This is a genomic window from Pseudonocardia sp. (assembly GCF_029263155.1).
Taxonomy (GTDB): domain Bacteria; phylum Actinomycetota; class Actinomycetes; order Mycobacteriales; family Pseudonocardiaceae; genus Pseudonocardia.
Map to the genome: position 1 here is coordinate 59,996 of NZ_JAJCYB010000046.1, position 25,606 is coordinate 85,601.

General features: G+C 75.2%; 24 protein-coding genes. 14 read left to right on the forward strand and 10 right to left on the reverse strand.

Annotation, left to right across the window (positions count from 1 at the left end; translation table 11 throughout):
* Window positions 1-56 precede the first annotated feature (56 nt).
* On the reverse strand, window positions 57-680 hold the full coding sequence (gene cei / locus Q1K26_RS09340) for an envelope integrity protein Cei (protein WP_300009193.1): 624 nt from the start codon (window positions 678-680) through the stop codon (window positions 57-59).
* A gap of 46 nt (window positions 681-726) precedes the next feature.
* A complete protein-coding gene (locus tag Q1K26_RS09345) occupies window positions 727-1,824 on the reverse strand; it encodes a phosphotransferase family protein (RefSeq protein ID WP_300009194.1) in 1,098 nt (365 codons plus the stop codon).
* A gap of 254 nt (window positions 1,825-2,078) precedes the next feature.
* On the opposite strand from Q1K26_RS09345, the gene Q1K26_RS09350 reads away from it, so the two are divergent.
* Complete coding sequence (locus tag Q1K26_RS09350; protein ID WP_300009195.1) at window positions 2,079-2,381, forward strand: DUF4193 domain-containing protein; 303 nt, start codon at window positions 2,079-2,081, stop codon at window positions 2,379-2,381.
* A gap of 86 nt (window positions 2,382-2,467) precedes the next feature.
* Here the strand turns inward: Q1K26_RS09350 and Q1K26_RS09355 are convergent, their stop codons facing one another.
* Entirely contained in the window at window positions 2,468-2,950 is a 483-nt protein-coding gene (locus Q1K26_RS09355) for a DUF3093 domain-containing protein (RefSeq protein ID WP_300009196.1), read from the reverse strand.
* Window positions 2,951-3,099: 149 nt separating this feature from the next.
* Here Q1K26_RS09355 and dut point away from each other — a divergent pair, with 149 nt between their 5' ends.
* A complete protein-coding gene (gene dut, locus Q1K26_RS09360) occupies window positions 3,100-3,552 on the forward strand; it encodes a dUTP diphosphatase (RefSeq protein ID WP_300009279.1) in 453 nt (150 codons plus the stop codon).
* Window positions 3,549-5,636: a DUF3710 domain-containing protein gene (locus Q1K26_RS09365; RefSeq protein ID WP_300009197.1), complete on the forward strand. Its 2,088-nt coding sequence runs from the start codon at window positions 3,549-3,551 to the stop codon at window positions 5,634-5,636. The genes dut and Q1K26_RS09365 overlap by 4 nt, the downstream gene beginning before the upstream one ends.
* 16 nt (window positions 5,637-5,652) lie before the next feature.
* Here the strand turns inward: Q1K26_RS09365 and Q1K26_RS09370 are convergent, their stop codons facing one another.
* Window positions 5,653-5,910, reverse strand: a complete 258-nt coding sequence (locus Q1K26_RS09370) for a hypothetical protein (RefSeq protein ID WP_300009198.1) — start codon at window positions 5,908-5,910, stop codon at window positions 5,653-5,655.
* Between the two features lie 260 nt (window positions 5,911-6,170).
* Here Q1K26_RS09370 and Q1K26_RS09375 point away from each other — a divergent pair, with 260 nt between their 5' ends.
* Both Q1K26_RS09375 and Q1K26_RS09380 read left to right on the forward strand, forming a co-directional pair.
* Window positions 6,171-6,548, forward strand: a complete 378-nt coding sequence (locus tag Q1K26_RS09375) for an OB-fold nucleic acid binding domain-containing protein (RefSeq protein WP_300009199.1) — start codon at window positions 6,171-6,173, stop codon at window positions 6,546-6,548.
* Window positions 6,545-7,183 carry a DUF3159 domain-containing protein gene (locus Q1K26_RS09380; RefSeq protein WP_300009200.1) on the forward strand — a complete coding sequence of 213 codons (639 nt, stop codon included), beginning with the start codon at window positions 6,545-6,547 and terminating at the stop codon, window positions 7,181-7,183. Before Q1K26_RS09375 ends, Q1K26_RS09380 begins: the two co-directional genes overlap by 4 nt.
* 750 nt (window positions 7,184-7,933) lie before the next feature.
* Here the strand turns inward: Q1K26_RS09380 and Q1K26_RS09385 are convergent.
* Window positions 7,934-8,590, reverse strand: a complete 657-nt coding sequence (locus tag Q1K26_RS09385; RefSeq protein WP_300009201.1) for a TrkA family potassium uptake protein — start codon at window positions 8,588-8,590, stop codon at window positions 7,934-7,936.
* Window positions 8,591-8,592: 2 nt separating this feature from the next.
* Entirely contained in the window at window positions 8,593-9,255 is a 663-nt protein-coding gene (locus Q1K26_RS09390) for a TrkA family potassium uptake protein (RefSeq protein WP_300009282.1), read from the reverse strand.
* Between the two features lie 138 nt (window positions 9,256-9,393).
* On the opposite strand from Q1K26_RS09390, the gene Q1K26_RS09395 reads away from it, so the two are divergent.
* The 5 genes from Q1K26_RS09395 (at window position 9,394) to Q1K26_RS09415 (ending at window position 16,775) form a co-directional block, all read left to right on the forward strand.
* On the forward strand, window positions 9,394-11,406 hold the full coding sequence (locus Q1K26_RS09395; RefSeq protein ID WP_300009202.1) for an APC family permease: 2,013 nt from the start codon (window positions 9,394-9,396) through the stop codon (window positions 11,404-11,406).
* Window positions 11,403-12,617: a TRAM domain-containing protein gene (locus tag Q1K26_RS09400; RefSeq protein WP_300009203.1), complete on the forward strand. Its 1,215-nt coding sequence runs from the start codon at window positions 11,403-11,405 to the stop codon at window positions 12,615-12,617. The genes Q1K26_RS09395 and Q1K26_RS09400 overlap by 4 nt, the downstream gene beginning before the upstream one ends.
* Window positions 12,618-12,683: 66 nt before the next feature.
* Window positions 12,684-13,526: a MaoC family dehydratase N-terminal domain-containing protein gene (locus Q1K26_RS09405; protein WP_300009204.1), complete on the forward strand. Its 843-nt coding sequence runs from the start codon at window positions 12,684-12,686 to the stop codon at window positions 13,524-13,526.
* Between the two features lie 225 nt (window positions 13,527-13,751).
* Window positions 13,752-16,349 carry a Tex family protein gene (locus Q1K26_RS09410; RefSeq protein ID WP_300009205.1) on the forward strand — a complete coding sequence of 866 codons (2,598 nt, stop codon included), beginning with the start codon at window positions 13,752-13,754 and terminating at the stop codon, window positions 16,347-16,349.
* Between the two features lie 3 nt (window positions 16,350-16,352).
* Window positions 16,353-16,775: a VOC family protein gene (locus Q1K26_RS09415; protein WP_300009206.1), complete on the forward strand. Its 423-nt coding sequence runs from the start codon at window positions 16,353-16,355 to the stop codon at window positions 16,773-16,775.
* A gap of 86 nt (window positions 16,776-16,861) precedes the next feature.
* Here Q1K26_RS09415 and Q1K26_RS09420 read toward each other — a convergent pair whose 3' ends face one another.
* The gene (locus Q1K26_RS09420) at window positions 16,862-17,608 is read right to left on the reverse strand and encodes a haloacid dehalogenase-like hydrolase (RefSeq protein WP_300009207.1); all 747 of its coding nucleotides are present in this window, start codon (window positions 17,606-17,608) and stop codon (window positions 16,862-16,864) included.
* Between the two features lie 13 nt (window positions 17,609-17,621).
* Window positions 17,622-18,383: a tyrosine-protein phosphatase gene (locus Q1K26_RS09425; protein ID WP_300009208.1), complete on the reverse strand. Its 762-nt coding sequence runs from the start codon at window positions 18,381-18,383 to the stop codon at window positions 17,622-17,624.
* A 241-nt stretch (window positions 18,384-18,624) separates the two neighbouring features.
* On the opposite strand from Q1K26_RS09425, the gene Q1K26_RS09430 reads away from it, so the two are divergent.
* From Q1K26_RS09430 to ilvD, 3 genes are all read left to right on the forward strand, one after another.
* Entirely contained in the window at window positions 18,625-20,358 is a 1,734-nt protein-coding gene (locus Q1K26_RS09430) for a DEAD/DEAH box helicase (RefSeq protein WP_300009209.1), read from the forward strand.
* A gap of 148 nt (window positions 20,359-20,506) precedes the next feature.
* Window positions 20,507-21,916, forward strand: a complete 1,410-nt coding sequence (locus tag Q1K26_RS09435; protein ID WP_300009210.1) for a hypothetical protein — start codon at window positions 20,507-20,509, stop codon at window positions 21,914-21,916.
* 94 nt (window positions 21,917-22,010) lie between these two features.
* Window positions 22,011-23,684, forward strand: a complete 1,674-nt coding sequence (ilvD, locus tag Q1K26_RS09440; RefSeq protein ID WP_300009211.1) for a dihydroxy-acid dehydratase — start codon at window positions 22,011-22,013, stop codon at window positions 23,682-23,684.
* Window positions 23,685-23,733: 49 nt separating this feature from the next.
* Here the strand turns inward: ilvD and Q1K26_RS09445 are convergent, their stop codons facing one another.
* Window positions 23,734-24,570, reverse strand: a complete 837-nt coding sequence (locus Q1K26_RS09445) for an alpha/beta hydrolase (RefSeq protein WP_300009212.1) — start codon at window positions 24,568-24,570, stop codon at window positions 23,734-23,736.
* A gap of 172 nt (window positions 24,571-24,742) precedes the next feature.
* On the opposite strand from Q1K26_RS09445, the gene Q1K26_RS09450 reads away from it, so the two are divergent.
* Window positions 24,743-25,252, forward strand: a complete 510-nt coding sequence (locus Q1K26_RS09450; RefSeq protein ID WP_300009213.1) for a hypothetical protein — start codon at window positions 24,743-24,745, stop codon at window positions 25,250-25,252.
* Window positions 25,253-25,268: 16 nt separating this feature from the next.
* On the opposite strand, the gene Q1K26_RS09455 is transcribed toward Q1K26_RS09450, so the two are convergent.
* On the reverse strand, window positions 25,269-25,586 hold the full coding sequence (locus tag Q1K26_RS09455) for a putative quinol monooxygenase (protein ID WP_300009214.1): 318 nt from the start codon (window positions 25,584-25,586) through the stop codon (window positions 25,269-25,271).
* Between the last annotated feature and the right edge of the window lie 20 nt (window positions 25,587-25,606).

Below are 25,606 nucleotides of genomic sequence, written 5' to 3' on the forward strand. Positions count from 1 at the left end.
GCCGGCCGTCGGCGTCCGTGGCGCGAGCGGCGACCTGCCGGGCCGTGCGCCGCCCGTCAGCAGGCTGCGCCGCGCGCCTCGGCGAGCGTCGTCGGGTCGGGCGGCATCGGCTCGCCGGTGGCCCCGTCGTCCGCGGGTGAGGGAGCCCCCAGGCTCTCCAGGACGTCGCGGACCGGGCGCGGCGGGTTGACGTCGCCGAACGCGGTGCCGACCGACACGTCCACGGTGGGTTCGGCCCGCCCGTCCCGCACCAGCTCGGCGCAGGGCAGTACCAGGGCGACGGTGCTCGCCGCCCCCTCGCCCGCCGCCCCGAAACGGATCTGCCCGACGCACTCCATGTCGCCGTCGGGGAAGAAGGGGTCGTTGTCCGGGTCGCCCGCGGCGGCGAAGCCGAGATCGCCGAGCTGGGCGGCCACGAGGTTCGCCTGGCCGCGCTGGCCGCTCGCGTTGAGCACGCGCACGGGCGCCTGGCCGGGGGGAGCCGGGGCCACCGCGTCGAGCGCCTCCGCGTCCAGCGACTCGCCGGGCGACCCGACCGCGGACTCGGGGCAGGACTGCGGCCCCGACGGCCCGGACGCGTTCGTCAGCACGACGGTCCAGGTGACGACCGCGGCCACGGCGAGGACCGAGACGACGGCGACGAGCGGGCCGCGCCGGCGGCGCCGCAGCGGGGCGGTCACGGCCGCACCTCGCGTGACCCGGCGGTTCGTGCGGCCGCAGGGTGCCTCACGAGCCCAGCCCCTCGGTGAGCACGTGCCGGCCGAGCGTGACGAGCGGGTCGACGGCGTCGTCGAGCCCGTCGGCCATCGACGCGGGCACCATCCCGGCGTGCACCCGGGCGAGGATCCCCGCGAGCACGACGGCCAGCTTGAACGTGCCGAACGCGACGTACCAGTTGAGCGGTTCCAGATCGAGGCCCGAGCCCGCGGCGTAGGCCGTCGCCACCTCGGTGCGGGTGGGGAACCCCGGCAGTCGGGTGGGGCTGGGGATCCGCTGCGCGGCCTCCCACAGGGGATGGTCGTCGGCCTGGCGCCAGTAGACGAGCAGCAGACCCAGGTCCGCCATCGGGTCACCGAGGGTGGACAGCTCCCAGTCGAGCACGGCGCGGATCCGCCCGGGGTCGTCGGCGTCGAACAGGCAGTTGTCGATGCGGTAGTCGCCGTGCACGATCGTGTTCCGCTGGGTGGCGGGCACCGAGTCGGCCAGCGTCCGGGCGAAGCCGGTCAGCGCGGCGGCCGTGTCCTCGTCGGCGGCCCCGCCCGCGTCGCGGGCGGCCTCCCACTGCTTCCCCCAGCGCCGCACCTGGCGGGCCATGAACCCGTCCGGGCGGCCGAAGTCGCCGAGCCCGACGGACTCCGGCTCGACCGCGTGCAGCGCCACCAGCACGTCGACCAGCGCCTGCCCGGCCCGCCCGCGCTCGCCCTCGGTGGCCGCCCACCCGTCGGGGAGCTCGCCGAGCGGTACCACCCCGTCGACGAGCTCCATGACGAAGCACGGCGCGTCGACAGGGGGGCCCTCCTCGGCCCAGGCGAGCACCCGGGGCACCGGCACCGCCGTCGACGCCAGCCCGCTGATGACGCGCCGCTCGCGGCCCATGTCGTGCGCCGTGGCCGCGACCTGCCCCACCGGCGGCCTGCGCAGCACGACGTCCCCGGCCGCGCTGGACACGCGGTAGGTGAGGTTGGACCGGCCCGCGCCGATCGGGCTGAGCGTGCACTCCGACCACCGGGGATCGTCGAGTCGAGCGGCCAGCCAGGCGCCCACCCGACCGGCGTCGGCGCCGGGGACGGAGCGGTCGGGTCCGGGAGCGGGAGACGCGGTCACGAACGAGGACCCTACGGGGGTGGTGGGCCCGCCGAGCAGGCCCGTGGCGTTCGGAGCGGGCCGACGAGCCGATCATGTGAGGCGCGCCGTGACGGGGGGTTGACGGGTGGGCTAAGGTTCGCCGCCCGGGCAGGGGTTCGGGCGCGTGTTCGGGTGAGACCGGCGTCACTCCCGGAGCCGGGCACAAACCCCGCCGCTGTGACGTTGTCCAGCGGCACGACGACGACGAACTGCAGTTCACGAGGGTGGGGACGATGGCAACCGACTACGACGCTCCGCGGCGCAACGAGACCGACGACATGGCGGAGGACTCGCTCGACGAGTTGAAGGCTCGTCGCAACGAGGCGCAGTCGTCCGTGGTCGACGTCGACGAGACCGACACGGCCGAGAGCTTCGAGCTCCCGGGTGCCGACCTGTCCGGCGAGGAGCTCACCGTCAAGGTTCTCCCGAAGCAGGCCGACGAGTTCACCTGCGCCAGCTGCTTCCTTGTGCACCACCGCAGCCGGCTCGCCGAGAGCAACGGCAGCCAGTACATCTGCCGCGACTGCGCCGCCTGAGCTCCGATCGCCGACGCCCCCGGACCCCGCAGGTCGGGGGCGTCACCGCGTTCCGGGGTGGCTGTGCCGCGGGGTGGATGTGCAGCTCAGCGTCCGAGCGCGGCCAGCAAGCGGTCGGGATCCGACACGCTGATCACCCAGTACGGCACGTCCGCGTCCGGGTCGGTGATCTCCAGGCGCACCACGGGCCGGATCCAGGCGCGGTGCAGCAGGTGGGCTGCCGGGTCCAGGTCGGGACCCAGCGCCACCTGCTTGGCGTCGCGGTCGCGGATCACCTCGACCCGGCCGATGCTGTCCACCGCGACCGACTCCTCGCCCGCGTGCAGCCGCCCCTCGCGGACCCGCACCCGGGTGCGACCCAGCCACACCAGCACGCCGACCGCCACCGGGACCACCACCGCGTAGCCGATCCACGACCGCAGACCCGGGTAGCCCATGTGGATCTCGGCGCCGAGCAGGGCCGCCACGCCGACCGCCGGCAGGTACCACCACCACGGCACGGACAACCGCTCGTCGAACCCGGGGATGCCGGACGTCGCAGGTTTCGGCGTCGATGGGTGCTCGTTCACAAGCACCGAGGGTAGCGTCGACCGTCGTGTCCGGCTCCGTCGATGCTCCCCAGCAGGCGCCGTCCACCGCACCGCCCGCCGCACCGCAGACGGCCGGGTCGTCGGTCGACGGGCGCGCCGCCGACGTGTCGCCATCCGACGTGTCGCCGCTGGAGGTTCCGGTCGTCCGGCTCGACCCGGCGCTGCCGCTGCCCTCCTACGCCCGCCCGGGCGACGCGGGGGCCGACCTGTCCTGCACCGCCGATCTCGTGCTCGCGCCCGGGGAACGCCGTCTCGTCGGCACCGGCGTCGCTCTGGCGCTCCCGCACGGGTACGCCGGGTTCGTGCACCCGCGGTCCGGGCTCGCCGCCCGCACCGGGCTCTCGATCGTCAACGCCCCCGGCACCGTCGACTCCGGGTATCGCGGCGAGATCCGGGTCTGCCTGATCAACCTCGGCGGCGAGGAGGTGACGTTGCGGCGCGGTGACCGGATCGCCCAGCTCGTCGTCCAGCGGGTGGAGCAGGCCCGGTTCGTCGAGGTCCCCGCCCTGCCCGCGTCGGAGCGGGGCGCCGGGGGGCACGGCTCGACGGGCGGTCACGCCGCGCTGGGGGAGGCCCCGTGACCGCCGACGCCCCGGGCCGTGTCGGCAGGCGCACCGGCGCCACCGGGGCGTTCCGCACGGGCTCGCACAAGGCGGCCCGACAGGCCGCGCGGGACTTCGGGCCCCACGACGCCGAGGACCTCGACCCGGGCGCGGCGCCCGCGCCGGGGACGGTCGACTTCGGGTCGGTCCGGGTGCCGGTGCCGGAGGGCGGCACGGTCACCGTCGAGCCCACCGCGAACGGGCGGTTGCAGGCCGTGCACGTCACGATGCCCGGCGGCCGGCTTTCGGTGAGCGCGCTCGCGGCCCCGAAGTCCTCCGCCCTGTGGCCCGAGCTGGTCGCCGAGATCGACACGTCGCTGCGCGACGGCGGCGCCCGGGTGCGGTCGTTCCAGGGTGAGTGGGGCCGTGAGCTGCACGCCCGCACCGGTGCCGCCAACTCGGTCTTCATCGGCGTCGACGGTGCCCGCTGGATGCTGTACGGCGTCGCGACCGGTCCCGCGAGGTACGCCGTCGAGCTCGAGGCCGCGCTGCGCACCATGATCAAGGGTGCCGTCGTGGACCGCGGCCGCTCGCCCTACCCGGTACGCACCGTGCTCCCGCTCGTCGTCCCGGAGCATCTGGTCGCCGACGCTCCGGTCGAGGAACCGCCGCGGTCGGTCCCGGTCCCCCCGGCGGCCCCCGCGCCCGCGGCGGCCCCCGCGCCGCCCTCACCGCCGACGCGGCCCGTGCCCCCGCAGCGTCTCGTGGCCGCTCCGCGTGCGGTGGCCCCGATCCGGACCGTGGAGCCCCGGACGGTGGAGCGCCGGACCGTGGAGGCCCGGACCGTGGAGGTCCGCCGGCCGGTGCCTCCTCGGGTCGTGCCGATCCCCGTGTCGGCGGACGCCACGCAGGCGCTCCCGGTGTCCCCCCGCGCCACCGCGCAGGCCGGTCGTCGGCCGGTCGATCCGCCGGCCCCCGCGCCTCCGCCCGCCGATCCGCCGACACCGCTGTGGGCGGCCCCGCCCGGGCCGGTCGGTGCGATCGAGCTCGGGCGGGACCCGGGCGACGACGTGAGCGTGGATCGGCCGCTGAACGACGTCGTCACCCCGACCGAGTGGTGGCCCGCGATCCCCGCCGAGCCGGACGACGGCCCCGCGCCGGACCCGTGGGGCGGGTCGGGGGCGTCCACCGGGTTCGGCTCGCCGGTCGGCGAGGGTCCGCCGGCACCCGCCCCCGCGCCCCCAGCCCCGGCCGGGGCCGGCCGGCAGGCGGAGCGGGCCCGGTTCGACGAGATCGGGACGCCGGCCACCGAGCAGTGGCCCGTCGTGCCGGTGGCGGGGCCGCCGCGCGGGTTCCCGCAGCCGCTCGGCCGCGGCGACCGGACCGAGCGGCGGCCTGCGGTGCCGTCACCCGAGGACGAACGCCGGATCGCCGAGGAGCCCACCGCCGGGGAGACGTTGTACGCCGAGCTGCGGGCCGGGCGGGCCGTCGATCCCGAGCCGCCGGTCTCCGAACTCGTGTCGTTCGATTCCCTCGACGCCCAGCCGTCGGACGCCGAGCCGCTGTTCGCCGACCTGCTGCAGGCGCGGCGCCGCCCCGTCTCCGAGCCCGCCGAGCCCGCCGGACCGGCCGGTCGCCGTCGCGCGCCGGAGCAGGCCGGTCGCATCGCCGGGCGGCGCCGGGCCCCGGACGCACCGGCCCGGGCCGCCCCGGGCGGTGGTCGCCGCCGGGCCCCGGAACCGACCTCGTTCCCGGACGGGGCGCGTCGGCCCGACGACACCCTGGACCTCGCCGCGCTGGTCCGGGAACGGCCCGGGCGTCGCCGCGCCCGCTACGAGCCGGGGTCCGACGCCCGTGGCGCAGCGCGTGCCGGCGATGTCGACGGAGCGCCGTCCGGTCGGGGTGGGCGTCGGCGTGCCCCCGAGCCCGAGCCGCTTCCGCCGTCGGGAGCGGACACCACGCCGCTGCCGGTCGTGGCACCGCCCGCCCCGGGCCGCCACGGCCGCGCCGACCCGGATCCGGATCCGGATCCGCCGAGCACCCCCGGCGGGGACGGCCCCGCGCTCACCTACCGGCCCACCGGGCCCGCCCGCAACCCGGGCCGGCACCACCGGCCGGGCTGATCCGACGGCGGCCGGGTCACCCACGCGCGGACGCCTGGAGCCAGCCGAGCACCGCAGCGCGCCCGAGCACGGCGGGATCGGCCCCGAGCGCGTCCAGCGTCGTGGTGTGCAACACGGCGACGGGCAGCAGCGCACGCCAGCGCCGGGCCTCGGCCGGCGGGTGCAGCGGGTCGCCGGACAACGCGACCACCCCGGCCGGGACACCGAGCCCGGCCGGTTCGCCGTCGGTGGGACCGGGCTCGGCCGCGGCCGCGTACCGGGGCGGCGGGGCCACCAGCGGCACGCCCGTCGACCGCAGCGGCCCGGCGAACGCCGTCCCGGACGAACACCTCGTCCGACGCCGATCCGGGCAGCACGACCGCCGCGCACGGACGACCGTCCGGCGGGCGGAGCCACCGTTCGGCGCACGGCGGGGTGCACGCGGCCCGGTCCGCGGGACCGGACCCCGCCAGGCTCTGCGGGACACGTTTCGCGGGAGTTACCCTTGCAGGGTAGCGAGCCCGATGGCGGGCGCCGGTCGTGCTGGGAGTGAGATTGAGTACCACCGACGGTGGCGCGTTCCGCAGGATGCTCAAGAGGCTCACCAGCGACGTCGACACCCTGGACGCCGACGACCTCTCCGACGACGCCGAGAGGTCCGGGGCCCAACGGGCGTCGGACTGTGCCTGCGGCGACGAGGTCGAGGTGCTCGGTAGGCTGCGCAGCGTGGAGTTCTGCCCGCAGGACGCGGACGCGTCCCTGGAGGCGGAGCTGTTCGACGGCAGCGAGGGAGTCACGTTGATCTGGCTGGGCCGGCGGCGCATCCCGGGCATCGAACCGGGACGCACGATGCGGGTACGGGGGCGGCTCGCCGTCCGCGACGGGCGCAAGGTGCTCTACAACCCGTACTACGAGATCTGCCAGGCGCAGTGACGGCGGGTCCCGAGGGCACCGCGCCCCAACGTCAGTTCCCCACGCTGCTCGAGCAGATGGGCGGCGTGCCGGGCATCGTCGCCTCCACCATCCCGGTGGCCGTGTTCGTGGTGGCCAACATCGTCTTCGAGCTGCAGGCCGCGATCGTCTCCGCGGTGGTGGCCGGCGTCGCGGTCACGGTCTGGCGGATCGCTCGCAAGCAGGCGCTGCAGCCCGCCGTCTCCGGCCTGCTCGGCGTCGCCATCGCGGCGTTCATCGCCAGCCGCACGGGGGAGGCCCGCGGGTTCTACCTGCCCGGCCTGATCGCCAGCGCCACGTTCGGGCTCGCGTTCCTCGTGTCGGTGCTCGTGCGCCGCCCGCTCGCCGGGGTGATCTGGCACGGGATCAACGGCGACGGCCAGGGCTGGCGCCGCAACCCGGCGCTGCTGCGTGCCTACACCTGGGCCAGCCTGCTGTGGACGCTGGTGTTCGCGTCCCGGGTCGTGCTGCAGGGGCTGCTCTACGACGCCAACGAGGAGACCTGGCTCGGCGTCGCCCGCCTGGCCATGGGTTACCCGCTCACGGGCCTGGCCCTGCTGTTCACGATCTGGGCCGTCCGCCGCGCCACCCGCACGCCCGCGCCCGCCGCCGGTTGACCCCGCGGGGCCGCGGAGAACCGCTCGTCCCGGCGGGGTGCCCGCGCTGATGCCGGTTCACCGTCGCCCCGCCCGGCCAGCACCACCCGACGGGGCGCGTCCGGAACCGCGGACGGGTCGAGGAGCGGACGTCCGGCTCCGCCGGTCCCGACCCGCCGCTGGTGGCGGTGACCCCGAGCGCGGTGGATGATCGCCGTCCCGGAACCGCCGGGTGTGTCTCGGGCCGTCGGGTGTTCCGAGACGCTGATCTCGGGGCGGGGGCGGCGGTGATCGGTGCGCAGGTCCGACGGGCGTGGTCCGGTTCGCGGATGTGCCGGGTCTCTGCTGGCCGGCGTGGGGCGCCTGTGGTGCAGCTCGCCGTCCCGTCCCGTCCCGGGACGTGCCGTGGTGGCGGGTGGGTCCGGTCCTGGTCGCCGGGGTGATCGGCGTGTCGGAACCGGGAGGTGTGCGTCGTGCGGTTCCGGGTTCCGATTCGGTGATCATGGTCCGGGCTGGCGGGCATGATCGGCGTGGTGGAACCGGTGGGCGTGTCCTGGCGCGCGGAGCGTTCCCGGACGCCGATCATCGCTCCCGGCTCCCGGCTCCCGGCTCCCGGCTCCCGGCTCCCGGCTCCCGGCTCCCGGCTCCCGGCTCCCGGCCCCCGGCCCCGAAACAGGCCTGTAGCTCCGCCAGCTGCCTCGAGTCGCGCCGCTGGGTCGCGCCGCTGGGTCCCGCCGCCGGGTCCCGCCGCCCGACCCGGGCGGGCCCCGCTCAGCGTTCCAGGGCGGCGCGGATGTCCTCCTCCACCGCCGCGGTGGCGACGAGGACGAGCTCGTCGCCGGGTTCGAGCGCGTCGTCGCCCTGGGGAACGATCACGCGCCCGCCGCGCAGGATCACCACCAGCGCGGAATCGACGGGCAGCTTCACCGACCGCACCGGGCGCCCGGCCAGCGGCGTGTCGGCGGGCAGCGTCACCTCGACCAGGTTGGCCTGGCCCTGTCGGAAGGTGAGCAGCCGGACGAGGTCACCCACCGCCACCGCCTCCTCCACCAGGGCGGCGAGCAGGCGCGGCGTCGACACGGCGACGTCGACACCCCAGTTGCCGCCGAAGAGCCACTCGTTGCGCGGGTCGTTCACGCGGGCGACGACGCGGCGCACCGCGAACTCGGTCTTGGCCAGCAGCGACACGACCAGGTTGACCTTGTCGTCGCCGGTGGCGGCGATCATGACGTCGCAGCTCTCGATGTCGGCGTCCTCCAGCGAGGACAGCTCGCACGCGTCCGCGTGCACCCACTCGGCCGCCTCGACGGCCTCCGGCTCGATCTGGGACAGCTCCCGCTCGATGAGCATCACCTGGTGCTTGTTCTCCAACAGCTCCAGGGCGATCGAGCGTCCGACGGCCCCGGCCCCGGCGATGGCGACGCGCATGATCAGCCTTCCTGGGGGGCGGCGGCCGCGGCCGCGGTGACGTCGCTGACGGTGCCCGACACGGCGGCCACGTAGACCGTGTCCTCCGCCTGCACGACGGTGTCGGGCTTGGGCAGCACGCCGGTGCCGAAGCGCACGACGAAGGCCACCCGGCAGCCCGCGACGCCCTCCAGCTCCTTGATCGAGTGGCCGACCCAGTCCTCGTGCAGCGGTAGCGGCAGGATCGCCACGGTGCCCGAGGGTTCCCGCCACGCCGAGGCCACGCCGTCGGGCATCAGCATCCGCATCAGCCGGTCGGTGCTCCAGGGCACCGTGGCCACGGTCGGGATGCCGAGGCGCTCGTAGACCGCGGCGCGCTTCTCGTCGTAGATGCGGGCCACTACGCGCTCGACGCCGAAGCTCTCCCGCGCGACGCGGGCGGCGATGATGTTGGAGTTGTCCCCGCTGGACACCGCGGCGAACGCCTGCGCGCGCTCGACCCCGGCCTCGACCAGGACCTCCCGGTGGAAGCCCTGTCCGACGACCTGCCGGCCGTGGAAGTCCGCGCCCAGCCTGCGAAATGCCTGCGGGTCCTTGTCGATCACCGCCACCTCGTGGCCGAGCCGCTCCAGGCCCGCGACGAGCGCCGACCCGACCCGGCCGCATCCCATGATCACCACGTACACGCGCACCGTCCTCCTGCGTCGGGCGCACGCTATCGCGGACGGCCCGCCTCGCACACCGCTCGTCCCGGCCCGCGCCCTGGACCGGACCCACCCGGGCCTCCTCCGTCGGTCCTTCCGTTCCCGGCATAGGCTGCGCGGGTGTCCACGCTCGCCACAGCGGTGAAGCGCATCCTGGTCGGGCGGCCGCAGCGCAGCGATCGGCTCAGCAATCAGCTCCTGCCCAAACGGATCGCGCTGCCGGTCTTCGCCTCCGACGCGATGTCGTCGGTGGCGTACGCGCCGGAGGAGATCTTCCTGACGCTGTCGATCGTGGGGATCTCCTCCTACGTCTTCTCGCCGTGGGTCGGCGCGGCGGTCGCGGTCGTGCTGCTCACGGTCGTCACCAGCTACCGGCAGAACGTGCGGGCCTATCCGTCGGGCGGGGGGGACTACGAGGTCGCCACCGTCAACCTGGGCCGCAGGGCCGGCCTGACCGTGGCGAGCGCGCTGCTGGTCGACTACACGCTCACGGTCGCGGTGTCGATCTCGGCGGCGGCGGCGAACGTCGGCGCGCTCGTGCCGTTCGTCGGGGAGAACAAGGTGGCCTTCGCGGTCGCGACGATCGTCGTGCTCACCGCGGTGAACCTGCGGGGTGTGCGCGAGTCGGGCGTGGCGTTCGCGATCCCGACCTATGCGTTCATGTTCGGCATCGGGACGCTGATCATCTGGGGCCTGACGCGGATCCTGCTGCTGGGTGACGACGTGCGGGCCGCCAGCGCCGACCTCGAGCTGGTGTCCCAGGGTGACGCCCTCACCGGCCTGGCGATCGCCCTGCTGGTGCTGCGCTCGTTCACCCAGGGCTGCGCGGCGCTCACCGGTGTGGAGGCCATCAGCAACGGGGTGCCCGCGTTCCGCAAGCCCAAGTCGCGCAACGCCGCCACCACGCTGCTGCTGCTCGGCGTCATCTCGGCCGCGATGTTCATGGGTCTGATCGCGTTGGGCCAGCTGACCGGCGCGAAGATCGCCGAGGATCCCGTCCTCCAGTTCCCGGGGGCGGAGGGCTACGTCCAGCAGACGCTGGTGGCGCAGCTGGCGGCCGCGGTGTTCGACACCTTCCCGCCGGGCTTCTTCCTCGTCGTCGTGGTCACCGCCCTCATCCTGGTGCTCGCCGCCAACACCGCCTACAACGGCTTCCCGGTGCTCGGCTCGATCCTGAGCCAGGACCGCTACCTGCCGCGCCAGCTGCACACCCGCGGCGACCGCCTCGCGTTCTCCAACGGCATCGTCGCCCTCGCCGCCGTCGCGATCCTGCTGGTGATCGGTTTCCAGGCCGAGGTCACGCGGCTCATCGCGCTCTACACGGTGGGTGTGTTCACCTCGTTCACCCTCAGCCAGTTCGGCATGCTCCGGCACTGGAACCGCCTGCTCGCCACCGAGAAGGACCCCTCGGAGCGGTCCCGGATGCTGCGCTCCCGGCTGATCAACGGCTTCGGCGCCGCCATGACCGGTGTGGTGCTGGTCGTCGTGCTGATCACGAAGTTCACGCGCGGCGCCTGGATCGCCATCGCCGCGATGGCGGTGTTCTACGCCCTCATGCAGGCCATCCAGAAGCACTACGACCGCGTGTCGGCGGAACTGGTCGCGGGCGACGGTGACGGTGTGCTGCCCTCGCGCAACCACGCGATCGTGCTCGTCTCCACCCTGCACAAGCCGACCCTGCGGGCGGTCGCCTACGCCCGCGCCACCCGGCCCGACGTGCTGGAGGCCGTCACCGTCAACGTCGACGACGCCGACACCCGCAAGCTGGTGCGCGACTGGGACAAGCGCAAGATCCCGGTGGCGCTCAAGGTCGTCGAGTCGCCGTACCGGGAGATCACCAAACCGGTGCTGGACTACGTCAAGCGCATCCGCAGCGACAACCCGCGCGACGTGGTCACCGTCTTCATCCCCGAGTACGTCGTCGGCCACTGGTGGGAGCAGATCCTGCACAACCAGAGCGCGCTGCGGCTCAAGGGCCGGCTGCTGTTCCAGCCCGGCGTGATGGTCACGAGCGTGCCGTGGCAGCTCGTGTCCTCCGAACGGGTGGTGGCGCGCCGCCCGGAGACCCCGCCCGGCTCGTCCCGCCGCGGCTACGAATCACCCGACAAGGGCAGGGACAGGGCATCGAGATGACGAGCACGACCGGCACGCTGGACTGGACCGACCGCATCCTCGACCTCGACGTCGGGCCGGTCGCGCACGGCGGGCACTGTGTCGCCCGCGTCGACGGCCGCGTCGTGTTCGTGCGGCACGCGTTGCCCGGCGAGCGGGTGCGGGTCGTCGTCACCGAGGACGGCGGTGGCGGGTTCTGCCGCGCCGACGCCGTCGTGGTGCTCGACGCCTCGCCGCACCGCGTGCCGGCGCCGTGCGACTGGGCCCGCGCCGGGGGTTGCGGGGGCTGCGACCTGCAGCACGCCGACCCGGCGGCCCAGCGCGAGCTCAAGGCCGCCGTGCTGGCCGAGCAGTTGCAGCGCCTCGCCGGGATCGTGCGGCCCACCCCGGTGGAGGAGCTGCCGGGCGGGCCCCTGGGCTGGCGGCACCGGGTACGGCTGGCCGTCGACGAGTCCGGGCGGGCGGGCCTGCGCGCCCACCGCAGCCACGACGTGCTGCCGATCGCCGACTGCCCGCTGGCTCCGGCCGGCGCCCTGCCCGACGTGCTCGGTCACACCTTCGAACCGGGCGGCGAGGTGGGGGTGGCCGCCGACGCGGACGGGATCGTGCACATCGACGCGCCCGGCGTGCACGCCGGTGGGTTCCCCGACGACGGCGCGGTCGTGCAGCGGGCGATCGGCCGCGAGTGGCGGCTGTCGCCCGGGGTGTTCTGGCAGGTGCACCCGGCGCTGCCGGACACCCTCGCGGCCGTCGTCGGCGAGTGGGCCGCCGCCCCCCAGGGCGGGGTGGCCTGGGACCTCTACGGCGGGGTCGGGCTGTTCGCCGCCGTGCTGGCCGGGCAGGTCGGGCCGGGCGGGCACGTCACCGTCGTCGAGTCCGCGCGCACGGCCGTGGCGGACGGCCGGGTGGCGCTCGCCGACCTCCCGCAGGTGAGCTGGCGGGTCGGTCGCGTCGAGCGGCTGGTCCCCGAGCTGGACGGGCGATCGCTGTCCGGCCGCCCGGACGTCGTCGTCGCCGACCCGCCGCGCAAGGGTCTGGGCCGGGCGCTGGTCGACGCGCTGGCGGCCCGCGGTCCCGCCCGCGTCGTGCACGTGGCCTGCGATCCCGCGGCGCTGGCCCGCGACGTCGCCCTGTTCGCCGGGCACGGCTACGAGCTGGCCGGGCTGCGCGCGTTCGACGCCTTCCCGATGACCCACCACTTCGAGTGCGTGGCCCTGTTCGCACGGCCGTAGCGGGTGATCGAGCCCCGGGGCCGGGGCTGCCGCCCGTGGCCGTCGCCCGCGCGGGATGATCGGCCGGTGGACGTCGACGACCTCGCCCGGCACCTCGACGGCTGGGCGCCCGGGCCCCGGCTGAGCACCGGGCGGATCGGCGCGTGGCCGGGGGAGGCGTTCGCCGCGCTGCTCGACCGGGAGGCACCCGGGCCGGAGCTGCCGCCGCTGTGGCACTGGTTCCACCTGCTCGACCACCCCGCGCAGGCCGAGCTGGGCGAGGACGGGCACCCCGCGCACGGCCGGTTCCTGCCGCCGCTGCCCGACCGCAGGCGGATGTTCGCCGGTGGGCGCCTGGAGGTCCGGGCCCCGCTGCGGGTCGGTGACGAGGTGACGCGCCGGTCGTCGCTGGTCGCGGCCACGCCGAAGGCCGGGCGCAGCGGGGCGATGGTGCTGGTGACGCAGCGCCACGAGTTCGCGGTGGAAGGCGCGACGGCCGTCGTCGAGGAGCAGGACTTCGCCTACCGCAGCCAGCCGGCAGGCGTCGCCCGGCCACTACCGTCGCCGCCCGCCGACCGGTCCGAGGGTGCGGGGGAGTGGCGGGCCGAGCTGCTCCCGGACGCCGCGCTGCTGTTCCGCTTCAGCGCGCTGACCTACAACACCCACCGCATCCACTACGACCACCCCTACGTCACGGAGGTCGAGGGCTACCCCGGTCTCGTCGTGCACGGTCCGCTGCTGGCGCTGCTGCTGCTGGAGCTGCCGCGCCGGTTCGCGCCGCGGCGTCGCGTCACCGGGTTCGCCTACCGGCTGCGGCAACCCGTGATCGCCGGATCCACGGTGGTGGCCCGGGGGTCGGCGGACGGCGGCCTGCGGGCAGGCGTGCGCGGCCACCCGGCGGCGGTGACGGCCACCCTGACCCTGGCCTGATCGGGTCCGCCGGCCACCACGTGGCGGCGGGGCCCTCCCGCGCACCGAGTCGCGTCTCGCGCACGTCCGGCGGTGCGCGGGTGACGGGGAGGTGCGCGGGACACCCGTGAGGCGGACGGCTCCGTGGTGCGGGTGCGGGGTGGCCGTGCGGTGCGGGGAGGTCGTCGCGCGGTGGCACCGACCCCGGTTCGCGGGGCGGGTGGCGGGGCGCGGGACCATGTCGGGGTGACCAGTACCGCCCCCGCCTCCGTCCCCCGCGCCACCGGCCGCCCGCACGGCCCGCACACCGTCGAGCAGCGCATCGCCGACGAGCTGGGCGTCCGCCCGAACCAGGTGGCCGCGGCCGTCGGGCTGCTCGACGGCGGCGCCACGGTGCCGTTCATCGCGCGGTACCGCAAGGAGGCCACCGGCACCCTCGACGACGCGCAGCTGCGCACGCTGGAGGAGCGCCTGGGATACCTGCGGGAGCTGGAGGAGCGGCGCAGCGCCGTGCTGGAGGAGGTCGGGAAGCAGGGCAAGCTGACCCCGGAGCTGGAGGAGCGGATCCGGGCCGCGGAGTCCAAGGCCCGGCTGGAGGACGTCTACCTGCCGTTCAAGCCCAAGCGCCGCACCAAGGCGATGGCCGCACGCGAGGCCGGGCTCGAGCCGCTGGCCGACGCGCTGCTCGGCGACCCGTCGCTCGACCCGCAGGTGACCGCCGCCGGCTACGTCACCGAGCAGGTCGCCGACGCCGCCGCGGCGCTGGAGGGGGCGCGGGCGATCCTCGTCGAGCGCTTCGCCGAGGACGCCGACCTCATCGGCGGGCTCCGCGAGCGCATGTGGACCCGTGGCGTGCTCGTCACGAAGGTCCGGGAGGGGAAGGAGGTCGAGGGCGCCAAGTTCGCCGACTACTTCGACTTCTCCGAGCCGTTCACGAAGCTCCCCTCCCACCGGATCCTGGCGGCCCTGCGCGGGGAGAAGGAGGAGATCCTCGACCTCTCCCTCGAACCGTCCGCCGAGCCGGCCGAGCCGGGGGTCCGGACCGACTACGAGGCCACGGTCGCCGCCGCGTTCGGGATCGACGACCGGGGCCGCCCGGCCGACAGGTGGCTCGGGGAGGTCGTGCGCTGGGCGTGGCGCACCCGCATCCTGCTGCACCTGGGCATCGACATCCGGGTGCGGCTGCGCACCGTCGCCGAGGAGGGCGCGATCGGGGTGTTCGCCACCAACCTGCGCGACCTGCTCCTGGCCGCACCGGCCGGCAGCCGGGCCACGATGGGCCTGGACCCCGGCCTGCGCACGGGGGTGAAGGTCGCCGTCGTCGACGCGACCGGCAAGGTCGTGGCCACCGACACGATCTACCCGCACGAGCCGCGTCGCGACTGGAAGGGCGCGCTCGCCGCCCTCACGAGGCTGGCCGCCGCGCACGACGTCGAGCTCGTCGCGGTCGGCAACGGCACCGCGTCGCGGGAGACCGACCAGCTCGCCCGCGAGCTCGCCACCGCCAACCCCGCGCTCAAGCTGACCCCCGTGATGGTGAGCGAGGCGGGGGCCTCGGTGTACTCGGCGTCGGCGGTCGCCTCGGCCGAACTGCCCGACCTCGACGTGTCGCTGCGCGGCGCGGTCTCCATCGCGCGGCGCCTGCAGGACCCGCTCGCCGAGCTCGTCAAGATCGACCCGAAGTCGATCGGGGTGGGCCAGTACCAGCACGACCTGACCGAGGCGGCCCTGTCGCGCTCGCTGGACGCGGTGGTCGAGGACTGCGTGAACGCCGTGGGCGTCGACGTCAACACCGCGTCGGTGCCGCTGCTGCGGCGGGTGTCGGGCATCACCGAGGGGCTCGCCACGCAGATCGTGGCGCACCGCGACACGCACGGACCGTTCCGCACCCGTACGGCCCTGACCGACGTGCCGCGGCTGGGCCCGAAGGCGTTCGAGCAGTGCGCGGGCTTCCTGCGCATCCGTGGGGGCGACGACCCCGTCGACATGTCCGGCGTGCACCCGGAGGCGTACCCGGTCGTCCGCCGCATCCTGGCGGCGGCCAGGACCGACGTGGCGTCGCTGATCGGCAACGCCGCCACGCTCCGGTCGTTGCGCGCCACGGACTTCGTCGACGAGAACTTCGGCCTGCCCACCGTCTCCGACATCCTCGGCGAGCTGGAGAAGCCCGGCCGCGACCCGCGCCCCGCGTTCCGCACCGCCACGTTCGCCGACGGTGTCCACAGGATCTCGGACCTGCGTGTGGGGATGCTGCTGGAGGGCCAGGTCACCAACGTGGCCGCGTTCGGCGCGTTCGTCGACGTCGGGGTGCACCAGGACGGCCTCGTGCACGTGTCGGCGATGTCGAAGGACTTCGTGTCCGACCCGCGGGAGGTGGTGAAGAACGGCGACGTGGTCCGCGTCAAGGTGATGGAGGTCGACGAGGCCCGCAAGCGCATCTCCCTGACGCTGCGCCTGGACGACGAGCCCGGCGCCGGCGGCAGGCCGACCCGGGGTGGCCCGCGGGGCGAGCGCCAGGGCGGGTCGGGCGGTGAGAGGTCACGCGGCGGGAAGCCCGGCGATGGGAGGTCCGGCGGCGGGAGGTCCGGCGGTGGGAGGTCCGGCGGTGGGAGGTCCGACGGCCGGAACCAGGGCGGTGGAGCGGCCCCGGACGGTGGTGACCGTCGGGGCGGACCCCGCGGTGCGGGAAGCGGGTCACGGAAGGGCGACGCCAGGGGCGGTGGCCGACCGGCGGCGCAGAGCGGTCGCGGCGGCAGCTCCGGCGGCGCTGGTGGGCCGGGCAACAGCGCCATGGCCGACGCCCTGCGCCGTGCCGGCCTGGCCGACGACCCGAAGAAGAAGTAGCCGTTGCACCTCGGGTTGGTGGCGATCGTCGTCGACGACTACGACCCCGCGCTCGACTTCTTCGTCGGAGCGCTCGGCTTCGAGCTCGTGGAGGACTCGCCGTCGCTGACCGACGACGGGCGCCCCAAGCGGTGGGTGGTGGTCCGGCCACCGGGCGCCGCGACCGGCCTCCTGCTGGCCCGCGCCGACGGCGCGGCGCAGTCGGCGGCGGTCGGCACCCAGTTCGCCGGCCGCGTGGGGCTGTTCCTGCGGGTCGAGGACTTCGCCGCGTCCCACGCTCGGATGGTCACCGCCGGCGTGCGGTTCGTGTCGGCCCCGCGGGACGAGCCGTACGGCCGGGTGGCGGTCTTCCTCGACATCGCGGGCAACAGGTGGGACCTGCTGGGCCCGCCGCCGACGGGTGTGCCGGTGGCCGGCGGGCCGTGAGGTGGGTCGGTGCCCGAACGGAACCTGGTTGCTGTTCGGCGACGCCGGAGCAGCAATGAGGTTCCGCTCGAGCGACCTGTGGCCCGTCAGTGTCCGCGCGGTGATCGCCGCGGTTGCGGCGGAGCCGCCTCGTCCCGCAGCCGGCCCGTCGCCAGCAGCGCCACGACACCGTCGACGTCCGACAGGTCGTCGAGCACGTGGTGGGCACCGGCGTCCGCCAGCTCCGCGGCGGAGGCCGGCCCGGTCGCCACCCCGACCGCCGTGACGCCGGCGGCCAGCGCCGCGCCGACGTCGTGGACCGTGTCGCCGACGACGACGACCTCGGTGAACTCCCCGTGCGCGGCCTCCGCCCGGCCCCGGCTGCGCAGGACGAGTTCGGACCGGACGGGGTGGTCGTCGCCGTACCCGCCCACGGCGGTGTCGAGGTACGGGTCGAGGCCGAACGCGGCGACCTTCCCGATCCCGACGGCGCGGATGTTGCCGGTGACCAGCGTCTGCACGACCCCCGGCCGCCGGTGCAGGGCCGCGAGCACGTCGGGCACCCCGGGCAGCAGGGTGCCGCGCGCGGCCATCAGGTGCGCCCGGGCCGCCGACTCGGCGCCGTAGCGCGCGAAGAACGGCCGCAGGTACGGCCCGGCGTCGGCGATCCCGTGCTGGGCGAACAGCTCGGGGGCGAGCGACAGGTCGGTGCGCCCGGCCGCCTGCAGGTCCCCGGCCCACGCCACCCCCGTGACGGCCGTGAAGGCCGCGGCGAAGGCCTCCACCCCGACCCCGCCGCCCACGAGCAGGGTGCGGTCGACGTCCCACTGGATCAGCCGGGCGGGAGGGAGCACGCCGCCGATGCTGTCACGCCGCCGGCGCACGCACCGGGCTGAGCAGCCGGTCGGAGAGCCGGGCCAGGGTGTCGGCGCCCACCCCGTGCGTCGCCAGCCACCCGGCGGCGCCGCCGTCCACCGCGTCGAGCTCGTCGAGCACGGCCTCCAGCGCGCCGACGTGCACGCCCATCAGTGCGCGGTTGCGCGGAGCGCGGATCCCGGCACCCTGCAGCGCCGCCCACAGCCGCGGCAGGTTGGCCTCGGTGCGCAGGTAGTCGGCGACGACGTCGGAGCGGCGCACCCCCACCGCGCGCAGCAGCACGGCGACGACGATGCCGGTGCGGTCCTTGCCCGCGGTGCAGTGCACCAGCACCGGTCCGGGCGAGCCGGCGACCAGCCCGACGATGACCGCGATCCTGGCCGCGGCGTCGCGCACGAGCATGCGGTAGGCGGTGCCGAGGTCGTGGTGCCCGGACCGGTCGGCGAGCGCCGGCGCGAGGTCTGCCCCCATCGGGACCCGGTGCACGGCGGTGCCCGGCGCGTCGAGCGGGTGCGGTCCGGTGCCGAGGTCGGGAGGGCCGACGGACGAGGCCCGGGGTGGTTGCGACGAGTGCTCCTCGGCCGTCCGCAGGTCGACGACGACGGCGGGCGGCCAGATCGCGACGTCGCTGCCCGCGCCACCCCCGGGGAGTGGCACCTCGCTGCGGTAGAGCACGCCGCGGCGCACGATCCGGCCGTCGTCGGTGCGCAGGCCCCGCAGGTCGCGCAGGTTGGTGGGCGCAGGGGAGCTCATGGGATCCAGGGTCCCGGGGCCGGGTGAACGGCACGCGACATCGTGACCGACGGCGCATGTGACCTCCGCTGACACCACCCCGCCTTCCGGGTGAGTGCCGTCACCTGGGACTATGTGAGGACGATGGTGCGTTGAGGGCCATCAGAGACCGCAACGGCCAGGCAGATCTCGTGCAGGGGGCCCGCGGGCTCGCCCGCGGGTACGCCGACGTGTGCCCGCTGACTGCGACGAAAGACCTGACTTGAGTCTGTACGACCACGAGAACGTGCCCACCTTCGCCGACCTGCCGCTGCGCGCCGAGCTGAAGTCGGTCGTCGAGGAGCTGGGCTACACCCAGCCCAGCCCGATCCAGGCCGAGGCCATCACGCCGCTTGTCGAGGGCCGTGACCTGCTCGGTCAGGCGGCCACCGGCACCGGCAAGACGGCGGCGTTCGCGCTGCCCATGCTGGAGCGCCTGTCGGACCTGCGCCCCGGCCGTGAGCGCGGCGCCGCGCCGTTCGGCCTGATCCTGGCCCCGACGCGCGAGCTGGCGCTGCAGGTGTCCGAGGCGGTCACCCGCTACGGTTCGCACCTGCGCACCCGCGTGCTCACCGTCTACGGCGGCGCGCCCGTCGGCCCGCAACTCAAGGGCCTGCACCAGGGCGTCGACGTCGTCGTGGCCACGCCCGGCCGCGCGATCGACCTGATGAACCGGGGCGCGCTCAAGCTCCACGACCTAGAGATGGTCGTCCTCGACGAGGCCGACGAGATGCTCGACATGGGCTTCGTCGAGGACATCGAGACGCTGCTCGACGCCACCCCCGACAGCCGGCAGGTCGTGCTGTTCAGCGCCACCATGCCGCGCCGCATCGAGACCCTCGCGCAGAAGTACCTGCGCGAGCCGGTCACCGTGCGGATCGCCCGCGAGGAGCAGGTCGCGGGCGAGGCGCCGCAGGTGCGCCAGACCGCGTACCTGGTGCCGCGCAGCCACACCACCGCCGCGCTCGGGCGCGTGCTGGAGGCCGAGCGCCCGACGGCCGCCATCGTCTTCTGCCGCACCCGTCTCGACGTCGACGCCGTCACCGAGACGCTCACCGGGCGCGGTCTGCGCGCCGAGGCGCTGCACGGCGGCATGGACCAGGAGCACCGCACCCGGGTCGTCGAGCGGCTGCGCAGCGGGCGCACCGAGCTGCTCGTCGCCACCGACGTGGCGGCCCGCGGCCTGGACATCGACCTGCTCACCCACGTCGTCAACCACGACGTCCCGCAGAGCTCCGAGGCCTACGTGCACCGCATCGGGCGGGTCGGGCGGGCCGGGCGCGAGGGCGTCGCGATCACGCTCGCGCCGCCGTCGAAGGTCTACGCGCTGCGCAACGTCGAGCGGCTCACCGGGCAGCCGATCGTCATGGCCCCGGTGCCCACCGCAGCCGACCTGCGGGCCGCCCGCCTGGAGCGCACCCGTGACGCGCTCCGTACCGCACTCACCGACGACGCGCCTTCCGACGACACGCCCGCCGACGACGACGGTGTGCGCGCCATGATCGCCGGGCTGGCCGAGGACTTCGACCCGGTCGACGTCGCCGCCGCCGCCGTGCGGCTCATGGCGCAGGCCGCGGGGTCGCCCGACGACGGCGAGGACATCCCCGTCGTCACCGCCCCGCGCGCCGGGGGCCGGGACCCCCGCGGCCCGCGCGAGCCCCGCGGTCGCGGCGGCGCGGCCGGCACCCGCGAGCCGAAGGCCGGCACCACGCGGCTGTTCGTCAACGCGGGGCGGGCCAGCGGTGTGCGCCCGCAGGACATCGTGGGTGCGCTGGCCAACGAGTCCAACCTGACCGGCCGCGACATCGGCGCCATCCAGATCCACGAGCGCCACGCCCTGGTCGAGATCCCCGAGCACACGGCCGACGACGTTCTGCGCAGCCTCAAGGGCACGACGACCCTGAAGGGCCGCCGGGCCAACATCCGCCGCGACCGAGGCTTCGCGACAGCCCGCTAGCCCCCGCGGTTCCGCACTTCGGAGCCACACTGCTGATTCCGCGCCCGCGAAACAGCACTGTGGCTCCGAAGTGCTTTCGGGGTGCACGGGTGGGTGGGATGTGTGCGAACGTCTCCGGGGGCGGGCGGTGCGCTGTTAGCTTGCGGCCGTGGGGCGGAGTCTGCGTGCTGTCGTCGTGGTGGCCGTGCTCGCCGTCGTGGGGTGCTCGGTCACCGTGCCCGGTACGCCTGCCCCGGCACGTGGGGTCCCCGTCGCCGACCTGCCCTTCGACGACGCCGAGCGGATCCTCGCCGAGCAGATGGCGATCGTGCGCGGGTGGGACGCGTGCGCCACGCTGGACGTGGCCGCCGCCGAGCGGCTCACCGGGGCCGTCGCGTTCTCCGTGCGCCCGGTACGGGGGTTCGACGGCTGCGAGGTGGCGCTCGAGGTCGCCGGCACCGATCGGTTCTCCTACGTCTCGGTCGAGGCCGGCGAGGTCGAACCCGGTCCGGGGCCGGACGCCGAGGCGGGCGGGCGCCGCTTCCCGGCGATCGCGCCTGCCGACGGGGCCGAGCGGCGCGCCGAGTGCGGCTACGCCCGTCCGGTCGGGTCCGGCTGGGGCGTGCTGGTGCGCGGGGAGGTCGTCGACGACCCCGCCGCGTCCTGCGCGCTCGCACGCGGCTACCTCGCCGAGATCCTCGGCCGGGTCGACGCCCCGCCCCGCCGGGCCGCCGCGGGCACCGACCCGGCCTTCACCATCGGTGGGCAGGACCCGTGCGCGGCGCTCGCGCTGCTGGTGCCGGACGCGGTGGACGTCACCGTCACCGGCCCGCGGCGCTGCGGCGCGGGCGACGTCGAGGTGGCGTTCGGACTGCAGCAGTTCGAGACCGACGTCGCCGGCACCGTGTCGAGGATCCCGGGCGGGCGGCTGGAGTCCGTCGAGGAGAGCGAAGCCGGGTGCACGGTGACCCGGCAGGCCAGCGACACCACGCTGCTCGCCCCGTCGCTGCCGTACCTGCACCGCGAGACGCTGGCCGTCGGTGCCGTCGACTGCGACACCGCGCGGGGTCACCTGGCCCGCATCGAGTCGACCCTGCCCGGTCCGGCCACCCCCGCGACGGGGGCGCTCGCACTCGGCTCGCTGGAGGGTTTCCCGGTGGCCGCGGACGTGGGCGCACCGTTCGACCCGTGCGCGACCGTCGGTTGGTCGGCGTTCCCCGCCGACCTGCGGCCCGCGGGGATCGATCCGCGCCCGTTCCCCGCACCGGTCGATGCCGGCACGCTCTACCGCGTGGGCTGCGACTACGCGTCGGACGCCATCGCGTCCGTCCTGAGCTGGGGACCGCCCACCGGCGGCTACAGCATCGACCCCGCGGTGCGGCCGGGTAGCGCCACGCAGTTCGGTGGCCGGCCGGGCCTGGAGCACCGGTCGCTGCAGGGGCAGGCGCCGCTGTGCCTGTCCACCATGGCGCTGGGCAACGGGCTGGCCAGCATCGTCACCCTCGCCCGGGACACGCGGGCCGACCTGTGCGCGGCGAACCGCACCGTACTGGAGACGCTGGCCCCGCTGGTGCCGTGACGACCCGCCCACCCGCACGAGTCGCGGGGTGGCGCGGACGTCGCGGCCGCGAGGGGGAAACTGGGGCCACCACCACGTCAGGAGCATGCAACTCATGAGCGACATCAAGCCCCGTTCCCGCGACGTCACCGACGGCCTGGAGCGCACCGCCGCCCGCGGCATGCTGCGCGCGGTCGGGATGCGCGACGAGGACTTCGGCAAGCCGCAGATCGGCATCGCGTCGAGCTGGAACGAGATCACCCCGTGCAACCTGTCGTTGCAGCGCCTGGGCCTCGCGGCCAAGGAGGGCGTGCACCGCGCGGGCGGGTTCCCGATGGAGTTCGGCACGATCTCGGTGTCCGACGGCATCTCGATGGGCCACATCGGGATGCACTGGTCGCTGGTGAGCCGCGAGGTCATCGCCGACTCCGTGGAGACGGTCGTGCAGGCCGAGCGGCTCGACGGCACCGTGCTGCTCGCCGGCTGCGACAAGTCCCTGCCCGGGATGCTGATGGCCGCCGCGCGCCTCGACCTGGCCGCCGTGTTCCTCTACGCCGGGTCGATCATGCCCGGGTACGTGGGGGAGCGGGAGGTGACCATCGCCGACGCGTTCGAGGCCGTCGGCGCGTGTGCCCGTGGGCTGATCACGCGCGAGGAGGTCGACGCCATCGAGCGCGCGATCTGCCCCGGCGAGGGCGCCTGCGGGGGCATGTACACCGCGAACACGATGGCGTCCGCGGCCGAGGCGCTGGGCATGGCGCTGCCCGGTTCGGCCAGCCCGCCCGCGGTCGACCGGCGCCGCGACGGGATCGCGCGGGCGTCCGGCGAGGCCGTCATCGGGATGATCGAGAAGGGGATCACGGCCCGGCAGATCCTCACCAAGGAGGCCTTCGAGAACGCGATCGCGGTGGTGATGGCGTTCGGCGGGTCCACCAACGCGGTGCTGCACCTGCTCGCGATCGCGTGGGAGGCCGGCGTGCCGCTGGAACTGGCCGACTTCACCCGCATCGGTGACCGCGTGCCGCACCTGGCCGACGTCAAGCCGTTCGGGGCGCACGTGATGTCCACCGTCGACCGGGTGGGCGGCGTCCCCGTCGTGATGAAGGCGCTGCTCGACGCCGGGCTGCTGCACGGCGAGGTGCTGACCTGCACCGGGTCCACGCTCGCCGAGAACCTCGCCGAGATCGACCCGCCCGACCTCGACGGCGACATCCTGCGCGCACTGTCGAACCCGATCCACCCCACCGGCGGCATCACGATCCTGCACGGCTCGCTCGCGCCCGAGGGGGCCGTGGTCAAGAGCGCCGGGTTCGACTCGTCGCGGTTCGAGGGCACCGCGCGCGTGTTCGACGGCGAACAGGGCGCCATGGACGCCGTGCCCGACCTGCAGCCCGGCGACGTCGTCGTCATCCGGTACGAGGGGCCCACGGGCGGGCCGGGGATGCGGGAGATGCTCGCCGTCACCGGCGCGATCAAGGGCGCGGGCCTGGGTAAGGACGTCCTGCTGCTCACCGACGGCCGGTTCTCCGGCGCGACCACCGGGCTGTGCGTGGGCCACGTGGCGCCCGAGGCCGTCGACGGCGGGCCGATCGCGCTCGTCGCCGACGGCGACCGGATCGTGCTGGACATGGCGGCCCGCACCCTGGACCTGCTCGTCGACGACGCGGAGCTGGCCCGCCGCCGCGAGGCCTGGACCCCGCCCACCCCCACGGCCGAGCTGCGCCGCGGGGTGCTGGGCAAGTACGCCAAGCTCGTCGGGTCGGCGTCGCAGGGGGCGGTCTGCTCCTGATCCGCGGCGTACCGGTAGAAGGCCGCGGCGGCGCGCACGTCGTCGTTCGTCAGGACGGGGTAGCCGCTGGTCGGACGCATGTCGTCCCCCGGGCCGAGGCGAGGATCTCGGCATCGACCACCGAGCGCGCGGTGACGTAGAGCCCGTGCGGTGCGCCCTCGACGAGCCGGAAGGCCGCGTGGGGGAGCAGCGTCGCCGTCGGTCGGCCGGTGAGGTCGATCGGCGCGGAGGCGTCGGCGTCACCGTGCAGGACACGCACCGGGATCCGGATCGCGCGCAGGTCCTCGGTGAGGTCGGTGGTGGTGAACGCGCGCAGGCAGGCGATCTGCACCTCCAGCGGCGTGGCGAGGATCGCGCGGATCCCGTCGTCGACCAGCGCCCGTGACACCCACGAGCCGGCGCCGCCGGTGGCGAAGTAGGCCGGTGCCGAGTCGTGGAACCAGCGCGGCCGGTCGGCGGCCAGGTCGGCGACCATCGCCTCGACGAACGCCTCCCCGACCGACCCGGCCAGGTGCGGTGTCATCGCACCGAGGAACACCGCCCGCGCGGCCCGGCCGGTGCCCGACCGCCCCAGCCAGCGCGCCACCTCGCAGGTGCCCATGCTGTGCGCGACGACGGTGAGGTCGCGCAGGTCGAGATCCTCCACCAGCCCGGCGAGGTCCCCGGCGAGGGTGTCCAGGTCGTACCCGGTACTCGCCACGTCGGAGCGGCCGTGGCCGCGTCGGTCGGGCGCCACGCACCGGAACCCGGCCGCCACGAGTGAGCGCATCTGGTACTCCCACATCGCCGAGCTCAGCGACCACGCGTGCACCAGCAGCACGGGCGGCCCGTCGCCGACGTCGATGTGGAACAGCCGCGTCCCGTCGGCTGCGTCGCGGTAGGGCATCGGTCTCTCCTCCGACGGTGTGTCCGGCCGCGCCGAGCCTGCCGTCGTGCGGGAGGCCGCGGGACAGCCCGGCGACGGGCACGGCCCTCCGCCGTTCGACGGACAGCGGTGTGCCCGGAGCAGCCCGTGGTCCCGCACGGACACCCGCTGAGCGGCCACTACGCTGCCGCCCATGGTGAAGACCCGGGAGATCCGCGAGATGGAGCAGGCCGCCGCCACGGTCGGGGACCTGCTCGCCGACGCCGTCGGCGCCACGCTGGAGCACCGCACGCCCGAGGCGGCGCGCGAGGCCGCGGCCGAGCTCGTCGGCGTCGACGACCGGGCGTCGCCGCAGACCCAGGGCGGGCCCGCGCAGCTGATGGGCATGCTGACGCTGGTCCGCTGGCTGGGCCTGGTGCGGGACGCGACGCCCGAGCGGGGATCGCGGGTCGACGAGGCGCTCGACCGCGTGGGCGAGCTGCTCGGGTCGCGCTACCGCGCCCGGGCCCGGTACGTGGCGGGCGCGCTGGAGAGCGAGGAGGCCGCGGTCGAGGTGCCCGCGGCGCAGTCCGCGCTGCAGGAGGAGTTCCTGCCGGCCCTGACCTGGCTCGTGGCCGGTGCGGTCGCCGAGTTCGGGGACGGCGACGTCGCCTGGCTGCGCGGGCTGGAGAACGGGACGACGGTCGCCGACATGTTCGGCTAGTGCCGCCCCGCCCGGGTCAGGCGATGCGGCGCAGCTGCTGGATCACCAGCGGGCCGTCGAGCAGGTCGTCCATGGCGGCCAGGAACGTCGCGATGTGCGCGGTGGCGAGGTGGGCCTCCAGGTGGGCCGCGCTCTCCCAGTTCTCGTAGAAGTAGAAGACGGCCGGGTCGTCGGCGCCCTGGTGCAGGGCGTAGGTGACGTACCCGTCCTCCTTGCTGGTGGGCTCGACCAGCGCCTCGAGCGCCTCGCGCAGCGCCTGCTCCTTGCCGGGCTTGGCACGGGCGTTCGCGATGACGGTCAGCAGTTCGCGGTTGGCGTCGGTGGGGATCGACACGGGAATCTCCTCGGGGCTCG

Bases quoted from the DNA above. Each gene is read 5' to 3' on its own strand.
- Q1K26_RS09350 (WP_300009195.1), top strand. From the start codon at position 2,079: ATGGCAACCGACTACGACGCTCCGCGGCGCAACGAGACCGACGACATG.
- Q1K26_RS09385 (WP_300009201.1), bottom strand. From the start codon at position 8,590: ATGCGCGTCGCCATCGCCGGGGCCGGGGCCGTCGGACGCTCGATCGCC.
- Q1K26_RS09400 (WP_300009203.1), top strand. From the start codon at position 11,403: ATGACGAGCACGACCGGCACGCTGGACTGGACCGACCGCATCCTCGAC.
- Q1K26_RS09425 (WP_300009208.1), bottom strand. From the start codon at position 18,383: ATGAGCTCCCCTGCGCCCACCAACCTGCGCGACCTGCGGGGCCTGCGC.
- ilvD (WP_300009211.1), top strand. From the start codon at position 22,011: ATGAGCGACATCAAGCCCCGTTCCCGCGACGTCACCGACGGCCTGGAG.
- Q1K26_RS09445 (WP_300009212.1), bottom strand. From the start codon at position 24,570: ATGCCCTACCGCGACGCAGCCGACGGGACGCGGCTGTTCCACATCGAC.
- Q1K26_RS09450 (WP_300009213.1), top strand. From the start codon at position 24,743: ATGGTGAAGACCCGGGAGATCCGCGAGATGGAGCAGGCCGCCGCCACG.